The following is a 14,377-nucleotide window of genomic DNA, read 5'->3' on the forward strand; positions in this document are numbered from 1 at the left end:
GGCCTATTCGGACGTGGTTATGAAAAAATAGACCCACTCGCCCTTGAATTCCGGGTCGTTGGCGCGGGCGCCGGCGACTCGATCTTTGAGGAACTCAAGGTAAGGTCCTGCCGGTTCGATCAAGGGTCTTTCCTCGTCAAAGAGGGGGGTCGACGCCGCGAAGGCCACCGCGATTTCTTGTCCGTATGGAGGGCCGATGGTGATAAAAAGGCCGGGGTCGCCTTGTTTCTCAGCGCCAATTTTGAATGCAGATTTGGCGGGTGTTCTGGCAAGCGGGACCGATGCGTTTGGGCTGAGATGTATGACCTGACCGTCGGCGTCGAAATAGTCGACATAGATATAGGCGTCGTAGTCGGCTCCGGTCAGATCAAGGACCAGTTGCTGACCTGAAGCGTAGCGAAACTCCCGCGTGTGAATATCATCGCCTACTAGCAAGGGGTTGGTGATCTGGTCGGTGGATTGTGGCAAGCCCACATCGACAATCCCGCTGAGCGCGCCGCATTGGGGTCGGGGAAGGATGAGCAGATTGTCAGTGACCTGAATATTGGCCCCCATCTGCGCCTGAAGCTCCGACATGACAGGCCCGCGAAGGCCGTTTTCCGGGATATGACCGATCAGCTCGAGGGTGTTTGTTTCTGGGCGGAACTGCACCTGAAGGCGTGAACACGGTACCTGGGCCAGCAGGCCGTCTATGCCATCACGCAGGTCCTCAGCCGCTTGACCCGCATCTTCGGGGCGCGTGAAACTTTGAAAGGCGGTGAGGCTTACGGGATCAATCGGGGAATCGCCGGTTGCCGAAAACACATCGGCCGCCTTTGCCTTTGGGACGTCCGGTTGGGTTTGGGTCAAAGCGACGGGCCGCGCCTGCACGGCCTGAGCGGCATCAAAAGAAGGTTGGGTCAACGCCACCGAGTCCGTCGGGGCACGGTTAGAAGTCAACGTGGTTGCCGGCAACTCGGCCGAGGCCAGAGTCACCGGAACCGCCTGTTCGGCAACCACGGATTGCGGTTTGTCCTGAACGGCTGCCAGAGCCTGCGTTTGGTTGGCCACCTGATCGCTGGCCGCGAGGCTTAGAGCGTTCGCGGCAATCTCTGGGGCCGAGGATTGAGGTATAGCGCCCTGCGCCAATCGCGCGCCGCTTGTTTCTTCGGTTGAGGTCGCCTCTGCATCCGGTTGCGCTTGCGCGGCGGTGCTTTGTTTCACCTGATGGGCCGAAAGCTGCATCCGTGTTTCCGGTACGGGCTGCTCGATCACGGGTTCAGGCTCCGTAGACCAAAGCAGAACGACCGCAGCCATAGTGTGAATAGCGACAGAGCAGAATAGCGCAACACCCCATATCAACGGAGTGCGCGTCATCGGACCGGACCCGGAGGTGTAACGACCAACACCACATCCCGTGCGCCCATCGCCTCGAACGCGGCGATTAAGGGCAAGACCTCTCGTAGGGCGGCATCCTGATGGGCGTTGATGCGGAGCAGCAGGTCGGGCTGTTCGGACAGCGCCTCCTCGACCGATAGCGCGATCTGATCCGCCGAAAGTTCTGTTCCGTCCAGGGCCAATTGGCCATCAGCGCTGACCGACAGGGTCAATCCACCCGCTGGCATATCCTCTCCGGATTTCGACACCGGCGGGGTCACGTCGAATGGCGCGGTGGCGTCCATGCGTCCGATGAGCATGAAGAAGACCAGTAGGAAAAATACGACATCTATCAGGGCGATGATGGTTTCGGGGTGATGGCGCGGGGCAGGGCGGGTGATCTTCACGGGCGCGCCTCCAGCCGGACAACGCGCATGTTTGTTACGCCTGCGCGGGTGACGACGTCCATGACAGTAACCAGCGCCTGCATGCGGGCGCCGCCGGTGGGTAGAACGATCACCGGAGTTGCAGGTGCCTGGGCAATTCTGTCGGACAACAGTGCCTCAAGGTCTGCAGAGGTCAGTGATTGCCCGCGGAAATAGGGCGCTCCGTCGCTTCCGATACGGATCACCACGGCGCTGGCGGGTTCACCCGAGGTGCCGGAGGATGCTGGGCGGTCCGATTGAGACAAGGCCGGGATCATGTCGAGGTTCAGATAGGTCGAGGTCACCATGAAGAACACCAGCAGGATAAGCATCACGTCGATCATCGGCACCAGTGAGATCAGGGGCCGTGTCGGTCTGCGTCTGTTCAGGCTAAGCTCGGCGGACATGTGTGAACCCTTACTGCGTGCCGCGTTCCTCGATCACCATCAACTGCCCGACCGCGTTCTCAATCGCCTGAGCGCCCGCTTCTGCGCGGCCCGATAGCAGCGATGCCCCGACAGCGGCGGGGATGGCAACCAACAGGCCGGCGGCGGTGGTCAGCAATGCCTGCCAGATTCCGCCCGCAAGGACCGAGGCATTGGCCGCGCCTTGCGCCAGCTCCAGCTCCTGAAACGACTGGATCATACCGGTCACAGTTCCCAACAGGCCAAGCAGGGGCGAGATCATTGCGATCAGCTCCAGCACGCGAATCCATGTGTTCATGGCAGCGAATTCCTGATTGCCGCGACGTGTAAGTTCGGCCATCAAGGCGGGTCCCTTGAACCCGTCGTTCAGCGCCTGCATGGCATAGGCGCAGACGCGATCAGCCGGAGATTTCCCCGCAGCGATGGCGGCCTGTGCCGCCTGCTTGTCGCCCTTGGACCACTGCACTAGTGCTGTGTCCCTCGCGCCTCCGCCGGACCGAACCGGTGCCAGTTGCATCGCTTTGATGACGATCAAAGTGACAGAGAGCAGCGACAACGCGCCAAGAATTGCGATGATTGGGCCTCCTGCGCCCAGTGTCTCAAGCCCGAACATGATCTATTGCGCCAGATTGGCTGAGGTTTTGCTGCCTAGCGCCAGCAGTGGGAAGCAATCCAGAGGCTCGGCGTTCTGGGGCTTGCAGGCCGGCAGGTCATGCAGCAGCACCTCCGAGATATTGGAGCATTCAATCTCGGGGATTTCGAACAGTTTCAGAACGGTGCGTTGAACGGGCAGGGGGGCCGCGTCGATGGACAGCAGCCGGTCGATCACGCCATCGCTGTCGAGTATGGCCAGCGACATCTCGAATTCTTCGAAACTGTTGTCGGTCTGGTTGCGAAACAGGAAGAACGCGCGGCATCCGCCGTTTTCGGCGGGTTCGAATTTGTTCAGCTCGATTCCAAGGCGGCCCTCATCGGCCTGCGCGGTTGCGGCCATCAGTGTCAATGCAACTGCGCCGAAAAGCGATTTTCTCATCTTCCTACCTCTGCTGCCGGTCGTTGAACCCACATCCGATGTCTTGCGTCGCGGGTCTTAGCACTGAACATTGCAGAAACAGGGCGCATGCGGGAAGATATTTCTGCAATGGGTCACGTTCGCGATGGAATGATGAACTTGCCCTAGCGTAAACAAACGGTACGGAGGGTCGGGAAAATGTGTATATTGATCTCGACCTGGTCTGCGCATTGCGACCGATTAACCACACAAACCGCAGAGGAAACTGGAAGTGTTTGCGAGTTTCGCCATCATGTGAACTAATTCATACACAAGATTGCAGGCGCTGCTGTAAGCGATTCAACAAGAACAACAAGCTGCGATCGAACAGGACGGTATTGGGAACAAAATGGACCTTTCATCTTATCTGGAGCCCAGAGACGACGAACCCCCCAGCGGAGAAAATCTGGAATACGATCCGGCCTTTACGGACCTTGAGATCGCGGCCCAGCCGGGCGAAGAGCGTCAGATGGGCGATGAGGTCGTTGCGGCCGAAGAACAGGACTGGCGCGATGTCGAGGAAAAGGCCCTCGCCGTCATGGAAAAAAGCCATGACATTCGCGCCGCGATCTATCTGGCCGAGGCTGTTTTGCACACAAAGGGCCTTCCCGCCTTTGCCTCAGCCGTGGGCTATGTGAAATCTCTGCTGGAAGACAATTGGGATACCTGCCACCCCGAGCTGGATGAAGATGACGGCGATGCCACCATGCGTATCAATGCGGTGCGCGGTCTGGCCTCGTCAGATCGGATGGTACGCGCCTTGCGTCGGACCGCTTTGACGGACAGCCGCATGTTCGGTCGGATGACCCTGCGCCATCTGGATGTCGCCGAAGGTCGCATCAACATGCCCGCAGATCTGGACGACGCTCCGGATGCAACCGGGGTTGCCGCGGCGTTCAAGGACACCGATGACGAGGTGTTGGAGGCCAATGCCGATGCGGCGTCCACGGCTCTGGACGATGTCGAGGCAATCGATGCTGTTTTCAGTGACAAAACTCCCGGCGAAGGTCCGGATCTGACGCCTCTGTCTGATGCGCTGAAAAGCATTAAGCAGGCGTTGGCCAGCTATGCCGATGTCGGTGAGGCCGAAGAAGTCGACTCCGGCGACGATGACAGCCCAAGCAGCCCATCGGGTGCCCCGGCCGCGCCGATGGCGTCGGGTGGTGGCGGCGGTGGGGCGATCAACACGCCCGAGGATGTCACGCGGATGCTGGAACGCATCATGGACTACTATGCCCGGTGCGAGCCCTCCAGCCCGCTGCCAATTTTGCTTGAGCGTGCCAAGCGCCTTGTGAATGCCGATTTTCTGACAATTATCGAAGATATGGCAAAAGAAGGTCTGGATGAGGTGCGCCAGATTGGCGGCATAAAAGAAGACGACGATGACGATTATTGATCCGTTTGGGCGCAAGCCGAACAGCGGATTGAAAAGAAACACTGATGGATGAATCGAGGAGCATCAGATGGCTGACAGTTCACAAAAATTTATAGCCCGGAACAGGGCTCCGAGGGTTCAGATCGAATATGATGTTGAACTCTATGGGGCCGAGAAAAAGGTCCAGCTGCCCTTTGTCATGGGTGTCATGAGCGACCTTGCCGGGAAATCCGAGGTCGAGCAGCCCGCCGTGGCCGACCGCAAGTTCCTGGAAATTGACGTCGACAATTTCGACGACCGGATGAAGTCGATGGCGCCGCGCGCGGCCTTTACCGTGCCGAACACCCTGACGGGTGAGGGCAATCTGGCCGTCGATATCACGTTCGAGAGCATGGATGATTTCAGCCCCGCCGCGATTGCCGCGAAGGTTGAGCCTCTCAAGGAGCTGCTGGATGCGCGCACCCAGCTGTCTAACCTGATGACATATATGGATGGTAAAACCGGGGCCGAGGATCTGATTTCGAAGATCATGCAGGACCCGTCGCTGCTGAAGACACTGGCGGCCCAGCCCAAACCCGGCGCTGACGCCGCCGAGGAGGAGTAAAAGATGGCCGAAGAAGAAGCCAAGGTAGAAGCCGCCGAAGGCGCAACCGCGTTTGGATCCTCGGAATTCGAGGCTCTGCTGACGAAAGAGTTCCGCCCCAAGTCGGATCAGGCGAAAACCGCTGTTGAAAGCGCAGTCAAGACGCTGGCCGAACAGGCGCTGGCCAATACCGGCCTGATCTCGGACGACGCTTTGCGGTCGATCGAGGGTATCATCGCCGAGATCGACAAGAAGCTGACCGAACAGGTCAACCTGATCCTGCATCACGAAGATTTCCAGCAGATGGAAAGCGCGTGGCGTGGTCTGCATTATCTAGTGAACAACACCGAAACCGACGAGATGTTGAAAATCCGCGTGATGAACATCTCGAAGAAGGACATGCACAAGACCCTGCGCAAGTTCAAAGGAACTGCATGGGATCAGTCGCCCATTTTCAAAAAGCTCTATGAAGAAGAGTTCGGCCAGTTTGGTGGTGAACCCTATGGCTCGCTGGTAGCGGACTATCACTTCGACCACAGCCCGCAGGATATCGAGCTACTCGGCGAGATGTCCAAGATCGCCGCAGCCGCGCATGCGCCTTTGATCACCGGGGCCAAGCCCAGCCTGTTCCAGATGGACAGCTGGTCGGAACTGGCCAACCCGCGTGATCTGACCAAAATCTTCCAGACTCCGGAATATGCCGCATGGCGGTCGTTGCGCGACAGTGAAGATGCGAAATATGTCGGTCTGGCAATGCCCCGCTTCTTGGGTCGTCTGCCTTATGGCTCCAAAACCGAACCGGTTGAGGAATTCGCGTTCGAAGAAGACACCAGCGGTGCAACCAGTGACAAATATAACTGGGTCAACGCGGCCTATGGTATGGCGGTGAACATCAACCGGTCCTTCAAGGAATATGGCTGGTGCTCGCGTATTCGCGGCGTGGAAAGCGGTGGCACGGTCGAGGGCCTGCCCGCGCATACCTTCCCAACCGACGATGGCGGCGTGGACATGAAGTGCCCGACCGAGATCGCGATTTCGGACCGTCGCGAGGCGGAACTGGCCAAGAACGGCATGATGCCTCTGATCCACCGCAAGAATAGCGATTCGGCGACCTTCATCGGCGCGCAATCGCTGCACAAGCCGGCGGAATATGATGATGCGGATGCAACCGCGAACGCCAACCTGGCTGCGCGCTTGCCCTATCTGTTCGCGACCTGCCGATTCGCGCATTACCTGAAATGCATGGTGCGTGACAAAGTTGGCTCGTTCAAAAGCCGTCAGGATATGGAGTCTTGGCTGCAGGGCTGGATCAACCAATACGTGGACTTCAACGCCGATATCTCGGCCGAAGCGGAAAAAGCACGTAAGCCTTTGGCCTCGGCCGAGGTGGTTGTGGAAGATGTCGAAGGCAATCCAGGCTACTACACGTCCAAATTCTTCCTGCGCCCGCACTATCAGCTGGAAGGCCTGTCGGTCTCTCTGCGTCTCGTATCGAAACTTCCGTCCGAAAAAGCTGGATAAAGGTCAAAAAAATTGGCGGCATGTGATGTGTTTCACTGCCGCCGTCACGACCCTCCGGTAAACCGGGTTTAGAAACTAGAAAAGAGGAAGGCTAAAATGGAAAACGTATTTGTACAGATGGACTTCCCGGGCGAAGCACGGGAAAAGCAGCACAAAGATTGGATCGCGGTTAAGTCGATCTCGTGGGAGGTTGAGCGGACGCTGGACATGTCCGACATGGGTACCACACAGCGCGGCTATGCCAACGCGAATTTCGGCAAAGTGACCCTGAACACCGAGCTCAGCAAAGCGTCTGCCAAGATTATGACCTATGTTGCATCGGGCAAATCGAACTCGGAAATGCTCATCCACATGTGCCGGTCCGGCGATGACGAAAAGAAAGGCATGGAGCCTTATCTGATCATCAAGCTGCGTGACGCAATCGTGGACAGCTACTCGGTAGATGGCGGCGAAGATTCGATCCCGTCGGAAACCTGGACCGTCGCGTATCGTGGCATCTCGGTTAAGTACAAGATCGCCGACTTCAAAACCGGCAAGCTCAGCGACTGCAACGAGTTCCTGTGGAACCTGGAAACCGGCGACGTCAGCTAAGGTTTCAAACGACTACAGGTCCCGGTGGCATTTGCCGCCGGGGCTTTTGCACTTTTTCCATCCTGACTGCGCGAGGGTTACATGACGCCGGAAGAGCATCTTAAATCAGGCGATCTGGCGGCCACATTGGCCACTCTGCAAGATAAAGTCCGTGCCAATCCCGCAGACGCCAAGCTGCGGATTTTTCTGTTTCAGCTGCTCTGTGTAATGGGCGACTGGAAACGCGCCATCACCCAGTTAAAACTGAGCGCGGAGATGGATGAATCGGCCACGATGATGGCCAAAACCTATCGCGAGGCCATCATTTGTGAGGTCTATCGCGAAAAGGTCTTTGCCGGGGAAAAGACCCCGATGATTTTTGGTGAGCCAGAAGAGTGGCTGGCCCATCTGATCGAAGCGCAGAAGCTAACAGCTGGCGGTCATTTCGGCCAGGCCGCCGAGCTACGCTCAAAAGCGTTCGATGCTGCACCGACCACATCCGGCACGGTTAATGGCGAAGCGTTCGAATGGATCGCAGATGCCGATATGCGGCTGGGGCCAGTCCTCGAAGTGATCGTGAACGGCCGCTATTTCTGGCTGCCGTTTTCTCAGATCGTTCGGATCGATATCGAACCGCCCAGCGACCTGCGTGACGCGGTCTGGACGGCCTGCACGCTGACGGTTGCCAGCGGAGGGGAACTCGCTGCCCTGATCCCAACACGCTATGCCGGATCAACCGAACAGGGTGATGATGCTGCGCGTCTGGCGCGGGCGACCAATTGGGTCGATGCCGGCGGTGAAACCTATGTCGGGCTGGGCCAGCGTTTGCTGACAACGGACAAGTCCGACATCGCGCTGCTGGACATTCGCGAACTGGTTCTGGACGTGGCGACCGGTGCCGGGGAAACGGCGGGAGATGGCTGAGAAGACCCTTGCCGAACGCCTGCAACCCTCGCTTCTTGATCGGTTGACGGATGACGCGCCGGATCAGTTGAAAGAGGGACGGGATTCCCGCGTGATCGACGTTGGGCGCCTGCGCGAGATCATTCAGCGCGATCTGTCCATGTTGCTCAACACCACCGATCAATCCGATTTGATTGACGAGGATGTCTATCCTTATGCCTCCAAGTCCGTCCTGAACTATGGTATCCGCCAGACTTCGGGCTCGTTCTCAACCTTGCGTCAGGCCCAGCGCATTCAAAAGTCCATTGCCGATTCCATTGAGGTGTTTGAACCTCGGATCGTGAAAGGCTCGGTCGCGGTCGAATTGCGCTCGGAAAAGCAATCGGGCGAGATGCATGTGGATTACGACATCCGCGCCGTGATGTGGGCACAACCCATGCCTTTGGAATTGTATCTGCGCAGCCGGGTCGACGTGACCACCGGCGAAGTCTCGATCGAGCGGAGCTAGGCGCGATGGATACACGTCTGCTGAAACACTACGAAACCGAACTGGCCTTCCTGCGTGAAATGGGGGCAGAGTTTGCCAATGCCTACCCCAAGATCGCCTCGCGCCTAGGGATGGAGGGGATCGAGGTTGTCGATCCCTATGTCGAACGCCTGCTGGAAGGTAGCGCGTTTCTGGCGGCTCGGGTTCAGCTGGAACTGGACATGCAGTTCCCGACCTTCACCTCGAACCTGCTCGAGATTGTCTATCCGCATTACCTGGCCCCGACACCGTCGATGATGGTGGCGCAGATGGAGCCCGACATCGGCAACGCGGCGCTGAAAGAAGGCTACCCAATCCCGCGCGGCACCACTTTGCGTGCGCGCCTGGCCGAGGGCGAACAAACTGCGTGTGAGTTCACCACCTCTTCTGACCTGACCCTCTGGCCGATTGAAATCACCGAAGCCGAGTACATTGACGGCCGGGGAGAGCTGGTGGCTGCCGGGGTGGCGCGCGACACCGACGCGCGCGCCGGTATTCGCCTGCGTTTAAACCGCACCGACGGTGAGCCCATGGCCGAGCTGGGAATGGACAGCCTTGTGATGCATCTGGACACCCAGAGCGGCAAGGCCTGGGCCCTGCATGAGTTGCTGGCCACCCAATGTGTTGGGCTGACGGGGCGTTCGACTGACCGCCGCGCGGACTGGACCACCCGGCTGACGACTGCGGATGTCGTGCCCAAAGGGTTTGACGCGGATGAGGCCCTGTTGCCAACCCCGCGCCAGTCGTTCGACGGTTATCGCCTACTGCAGGAATATTTTGCGATGCCGGAACGGTTCCTCTTTGTGGAACTGACAGGCTTGCGGCCCGCGCTTGAGAAATCGGCGGGCACGGATGTGGATATCTACATCCTGTTGCAGGATGGGATGCGCGATGTCGCCCCCGCCGTGACACCTGCGGCCTTTGCCCTGAACGCGGTGCCTGCGGTGAACCTGTTCCACCGCCGTTGCGACCGGGTGCATATCACCCAGATGGACACGCAGCATCACGTGGTGCCGAACCGCACTGCGGGTCTCGACTATGAAATATTTGGGATTGAACGCGTCACCGGTATTCAATCGGATGAAGAGGGGGATATTCCTTTCCGCCCTTTCTATAGCGACACTGACCTGACGGCTGCGGGTGACAATCACTCGGCTTATTACACGATCAAACGCCGGATGCGGCAGCGCAACGAAAAGGAACGGCTGCGGGGCGTGCGGACCTCGTATCTGGGGTCTGAGGTTTACCTGACTTTGGTTGACCGGGCGCAGGCGCCTTATCCCGGATCGTTGGAGCAATTGGCGGTTGAGGCGCTGTGCTCCAACCGCGATTTGCCCCTCTTGCTGGCCGCAGGCGGAGATGACGTCTTTCATCTTCCGGACGGTGGTCCGGTCAAGACAATCCGGACGCCGGTGACACCCACGCGCCCACATGCGACCTTGGCTCAGGGTGATGCTGCGTGGAAGCTGATCAGCCATCTCAGCCTCAATTATCTGTCCATTGCGGGCGACGGGAAAGAAGGCGGGGCGGGCGCTTTACGCGAACTGCTCGGTATCTATGCCCCGCTCGGCAACCGCGTGACCGAGAAACAGCTTGAGGGCGTCGTCTCGGTCTCCAGCCGCCCCATCGTGCGCCGGATGAGCGACGAGGTCCTCAGCACGGCGGTGCGCGGGTTAGAGATCACGCTGGGCTTCGACGAAAGTTTCTACGAAGGCACCAGCGTCTATGTGCTGGGCGCGGTGCTCGAGCGGTTCTTCCGCAAATACACCACGATCAACAGCTTCACGGAAACCGTGCTGAAAACTGAACGACGAGGAGAGATTGCCAGATGGCGACCAGCGGCCGGACTGGGCAGGATCATCTGAGCCTGCTTGCCGCGCTGGCGGCTGATCCTGAAAGGCATCATGTCTTTCAGGCGTTACGGGTGATCGAAGCGCACTATGCGGATGCGCCGCGCCTGGGTGAATCGCGTCGCCCGCGCGAGGATCGCGTGCGTTTGGGGCAGGATGTCTCACTGGCCTTTCCGCCCAACACGCTGACGCGGTTTGAACCGGCGACCGACGGCGCGCCGGGCAAGCTCAACAATCTGTTCTTTGGCTTTTTTGGTCCGCAAGGCCCTCTGCCTCTTCACCTGACTGAGTTCGCCCGCGACCGACAGCGCAACCACCGTGACCCGACCTTTGTGGCCTTTGCCGATATGCTGACTCACCGGATGATGAGCCTGCTCTATCGCGCCTGGGCCGCGGCAGAGCCTGCCCCCAGTTTTGACCGGGGCGATGATCCGTTTGAACAGCGCGTGGCGGCGCTGGCTGGATTCAAGGGTGCGGACTATAGCGACCGCGATGCGATGCCAGACATGCTGCGCCGTTTCTTTGCGGGGCATCTCGGGTCAGGGACGAAAACAGTCGAAGGCCTGATCGCGATCCTGTCAGACTATTTCGGGGTCGAATCTCATGTGCAGCAATTCGTCGGCTCGTGGTTGGAGTTGGAGCCGGACGACACTTGGCAGCTCGGCTCTCCAGCGCGATTGGGGCAATCCACTAGCATCGGCAACCGCGTCTGGTCGCGCGCGGCCAAGTTCCGCATTCGCATCGGGCCACTGTCGCTTGAAGACTACAAACGCCTGCTGCCCGGCGGCGTTTCTCAGGAACGAATGGAGGCGATCATCCGCACCTATGCCGGTGACACCTTGGATTGGGAGGTCAATCTGGTGCTGGCCGGTGATGAGGTGCCGCGCGCCTCGCTGGGTGGAACGACGCAGCTGGGTCATACCAGCTGGATAAGAACCCGCGATGATCCTGACCAGAACCGCCCGGATGCGGACGATCTGATCCTGTATCCCGGATATGTATCACAAGAATTCGAGGCCGAAGAACTGGCCCATAACGAGAGGTATTGAAGATGACGGAAATCAGCCGTGTGTCGCTGTTCGGCAAGCTGAACAAGCTGGGCTATCAGGCCATCGAAGGGGCCACCGTGTTCTGCAAGATGCGGGGCAATCCGTATGTCGAAATCCAACACTGGCTGCATCAGATCCTGAACGGCCAGGACAGCGACATTCACCGCATCATCCAGCATTACGATCTGGATCCGGGCAAGATTGCATCGGAACTGACGCGCAGCCTGGACATGCTGCCGCGCGGTGCGTCCTCGATCTCGGATCTATCCGATCACTTGATGGACGCGATGGAGCGCGGTTGGGTCTGGGGCTCGTTGCTGTATTCCGACAGCAAGGTGCGGACTGGGTATCTTATCCTCGGCATGCTCAAGACGCCTGCGCTGCGAAACATTCTGGCCAGCATGTCGCCGGAGCTGGCACAGATTGGCGCGGATGATCTGGCCGACAGTTTTTCTGAGGCCACCGACGGCTCACCCGAGGACACGCTCGGCGCGCAGGATGGCTCGAACGTGGGTGGTGGCGCCGAGCCGGGCGAGGCCAGCGGCGCAATGGCCCCCGGCGCGATGGGCAAGGGCGAAGCGTTGGAGCAGTTTTGCACCGACCTGACCGAACAGGCCCGCAATGGTGAGATTGACCCAATCGTGGGTCGTGACGAAGAAATCCGCCAGATCGTCGACGTATTGATGCGCCGTCGTCAGAACAACCCGATCCTGACGGGTGAGGCTGGCGTTGGTAAAACAGCAGTGGTCGAAGGGTTTGCTTTGCGGATCGCGCGAGGGGACGTGCCGCCCGCGCTGAAAGATGTGCGTTTGCTGGTTTTGGATGTGGGCCTGCTGCAAGCGGGTGCGTCCATGAAGGGCGAGTTCGAAAACCGTCTGCGTCAGGTGATTGATGAGGTTCAGGCGAGCCCGACTCCAATTGTGATGTTTGTCGATGAGACTCATACGTTGGTCGGGGCTGGGGGCGCTGCCGGAACGGGCGACGCGGCCAACCTGCTGAAACCGGCGCTGGCGCGTGGCACGCTGCGCACCATCGGCGCGACCACATGGGCGGAGTACAAGAAATACATCGAGAAGGACCCGGCTCTGACCCGTCGTTTCCAAGTTGTGCACGTGGAAGAGCCCGATATTCCAAAAGCGGTTCTGATGATGCGCGGCATCGCCTCGATGCTGGAAAAACACCACCGCGTGCAGGTGCTGGACGAAGGGATCGAGGCGGCAGTGACGCTGTCCGCGCGCTATATCCCAGCGCGGCAACTGCCGGACAAATCGGTCAGCCTGCTGGATACGGCCTGTGCGCGGGTCGCGGTGTCTCAGCACGCGGTTCCGGCTGAGGTGGATGACAGCCAGCGCCGGATTGAGGCTCTGACCACCGAGCTGGAAATCATCGAACGCGATGAGACTGCAGGCTATGACGTTGCCGACCGGCGCGAGGCGGTGAATGCCGCGAAAGAGGCTGAAGAGGCGCGGCTGGCCGAACTCAACGGGCGTTGGGAGGCCGAGAAGAAGGTGGTCGAAGAAATCCTCGACCTGCGGGCCAAGCTGCGCGCTGGCGGGCAGGAGGTCGAAGGCACTGGCACCGCCGAAGGCGAAGCCGCGACCGAAGAGGCTCCGGACGCACAGCCCATCGACCGTGAGGCACTATTGGCCGAACTAAAAGCCAAGAACGCTGAGTTGGAAGAAGTGCAGGGCGATAGCCCGCTGATCCTGCCCATCGTGGATCATCAGGCGGTGGCCAGCGTGGTTGGTGACTGGACCGGTATCCCCGTGGGCCGCATGGTCAAGGATGAGATCGAAACGATCCTAAATCTGGAAACCCGTCTGGCCCAACGTGTGATCGGTCAGGACCACGCGATGAAGATGATCGCCAAGCGCGTTCAGACCAGCCGCGCGGGGTTGGACAACCCGAACAAACCCATCGGTGTCTTCATGTTGGCAGGCACCAGCGGCGTCGGCAAAACCGAAACCGCTCTGGCGCTGGCCGAAGTTCTCTATGGCGGCGAACAGAACGTCATCACCATCAACATGTCCGAATACCAGGAGGCGCATACCGTCAGCAGCCTGAAAGGTGCGCCTCCGGGCTATGTCGGCTATGGCGAAGGTGGCGTTTTGACCGAAGCGGTGCGGCGCAAGCCATACTCGGTCGTGCTGCTGGACGAGGTCGAAAAGGCCCACCCGGATGTGCATGAGATCTTTTTCCAGGTCTTCGATAAAGGCGTCATGGAGGATGGCGAGGGCCGCGTGATCGACTTTAAGAACACGCTGATTCTGCTGACTTCGAATGTCGGCACCGAGATGATCATGGACATGTGTGCGGACCCGGACCTGATGCCTGATCCCGAAGGCATGGCCAAGGCGCTGCGCGATCCGCTTTTGAAGGTGTTCCCGCCAGCGCTGTTGGGACGTCTGGTGACGATTCCCTACTATCCGCTCAGCCCCGAAATGCTGGGCGAGATTACAAAGCTACAACTTGGCCGAATCAAAAAGCGCGTCGAATCTGCTCATGGTGTACCATTCGAATACACCGACGCCGTGGTGGACGAGATCGTCAATCGTTGTCAGGAGCTGGACAGCGGTGGTCGTATGATCGACGCGATCGTGACCAATACAATGCTGCCGGATATCTCGGCAGAATTCCTAAAAAGAATGATGGAGGGTGAAGAAGTTTCCAAAGTCGTGATCGACGTCACAGACGGGGACTTCACTTACGGGTTTGATTGAGCGCAACGCATGATGCGTCTGAC

Annotated in this window: 14 protein-coding genes; 9 read left to right on the forward strand and 5 right to left on the reverse strand. The window is 59.2% G+C overall.

Annotated features, from left to right (window positions below):
- Positions 1–3: 3 nt before the first annotated feature.
- Genes ACR0IP_RS12925 through ACR0IP_RS12945 form a run of 5 tightly spaced genes read right to left on the reverse strand, consistent with a single transcriptional unit; the run spans position 4 to position 3,239 of the window.
- Complete coding sequence (locus ACR0IP_RS12925) at positions 4–1,356, reverse strand: DUF4384 domain-containing protein (RefSeq protein WP_170689087.1); 1,353 nt, start codon at positions 1,354–1,356, stop codon at positions 4–6.
- Positions 1,353–1,763: an ExbD/TolR family protein gene (locus tag ACR0IP_RS12930; protein ID WP_480525958.1), complete on the reverse strand. Its 411-nt coding sequence runs from the start codon at positions 1,761–1,763 to the stop codon at positions 1,353–1,355. Before ACR0IP_RS12930 ends, ACR0IP_RS12925 begins: the two co-directional genes overlap by 4 nt.
- Positions 1,760–2,188 (reverse strand): ExbD/TolR family protein, encoded by a 429-nt coding sequence (locus ACR0IP_RS12935; protein WP_480525959.1) that lies wholly within the window; start codon positions 2,186–2,188, stop codon positions 1,760–1,762. The genes ACR0IP_RS12930 and ACR0IP_RS12935 overlap by 4 nt, the downstream gene beginning before the upstream one ends.
- Positions 2,189–2,198: 10 nt before the next feature.
- Positions 2,199–2,819 carry a MotA/TolQ/ExbB proton channel family protein gene (locus tag ACR0IP_RS12940; RefSeq protein WP_480525961.1) on the reverse strand — a complete coding sequence of 207 codons (621 nt, stop codon included), beginning with the start codon at positions 2,817–2,819 and terminating at the stop codon, positions 2,199–2,201.
- Positions 2,820–2,822: 3 nt separating this feature from the next.
- Positions 2,823–3,239, reverse strand: a complete 417-nt coding sequence (locus tag ACR0IP_RS12945) for a hypothetical protein (protein ID WP_480525963.1) — start codon at positions 3,237–3,239, stop codon at positions 2,823–2,825.
- 367 nt (positions 3,240–3,606) lie between these two features.
- Between ACR0IP_RS12945 and tssA the strand changes: the two genes are divergently transcribed.
- From tssA to tssH, 9 genes are all read left to right on the forward strand, one after another.
- Complete coding sequence (tssA, locus tag ACR0IP_RS12950) at positions 3,607–4,653, forward strand: type VI secretion system protein TssA (protein ID WP_480525965.1); 1,047 nt, start codon at positions 3,607–3,609, stop codon at positions 4,651–4,653.
- A gap of 67 nt (positions 4,654–4,720) precedes the next feature.
- Complete coding sequence (tssB, locus tag ACR0IP_RS12955; protein WP_170378441.1) at positions 4,721–5,236, forward strand: type VI secretion system contractile sheath small subunit; 516 nt, start codon at positions 4,721–4,723, stop codon at positions 5,234–5,236.
- A gap of 3 nt (positions 5,237–5,239) precedes the next feature.
- Entirely contained in the window at positions 5,240–6,736 is a 1,497-nt protein-coding gene (tssC, locus tag ACR0IP_RS12960) for a type VI secretion system contractile sheath large subunit (RefSeq protein WP_170378432.1), read from the forward strand.
- A 96-nt stretch (positions 6,737–6,832) separates the two neighbouring features.
- Positions 6,833–7,327: an Hcp family type VI secretion system effector gene (locus ACR0IP_RS12965; protein WP_170378430.1), complete on the forward strand. Its 495-nt coding sequence runs from the start codon at positions 6,833–6,835 to the stop codon at positions 7,325–7,327.
- Positions 7,328–7,408: 81 nt separating this feature from the next.
- Positions 7,409–8,230: a type VI secretion system accessory protein TagJ gene (locus ACR0IP_RS12970; RefSeq protein WP_170378429.1), complete on the forward strand. Its 822-nt coding sequence runs from the start codon at positions 7,409–7,411 to the stop codon at positions 8,228–8,230.
- Positions 8,223–8,717: a type VI secretion system baseplate subunit TssE gene (gene tssE / locus ACR0IP_RS12975; protein WP_170378426.1), complete on the forward strand. Its 495-nt coding sequence runs from the start codon at positions 8,223–8,225 to the stop codon at positions 8,715–8,717. The genes ACR0IP_RS12970 and tssE overlap by 8 nt, the downstream gene beginning before the upstream one ends.
- Positions 8,718–8,722: 5 nt before the next feature.
- Positions 8,723–10,600 (forward strand): type VI secretion system baseplate subunit TssF, encoded by a 1,878-nt coding sequence (tssF, locus tag ACR0IP_RS12980; RefSeq protein WP_170461487.1) that lies wholly within the window; start codon positions 8,723–8,725, stop codon positions 10,598–10,600.
- The gene (gene tssG, locus ACR0IP_RS12985; RefSeq protein ID WP_480525968.1) at positions 10,564–11,634 is read left to right on the forward strand and encodes a type VI secretion system baseplate subunit TssG; all 1,071 of its coding nucleotides are present in this window, start codon (positions 10,564–10,566) and stop codon (positions 11,632–11,634) included. Before tssF ends, tssG begins: the two co-directional genes overlap by 37 nt.
- A 2-nt stretch (positions 11,635–11,636) precedes the next feature.
- Positions 11,637–14,354, forward strand: coding sequence for a type VI secretion system ATPase TssH (gene tssH, locus ACR0IP_RS12990; protein ID WP_480525970.1), 2,718 nt, complete (start codon positions 11,637–11,639; stop codon positions 14,352–14,354).
- Positions 14,355–14,377 lie beyond the last annotated feature (23 nt).

This window comes from Ruegeria sp. AL11 (assembly GCF_056540865.1).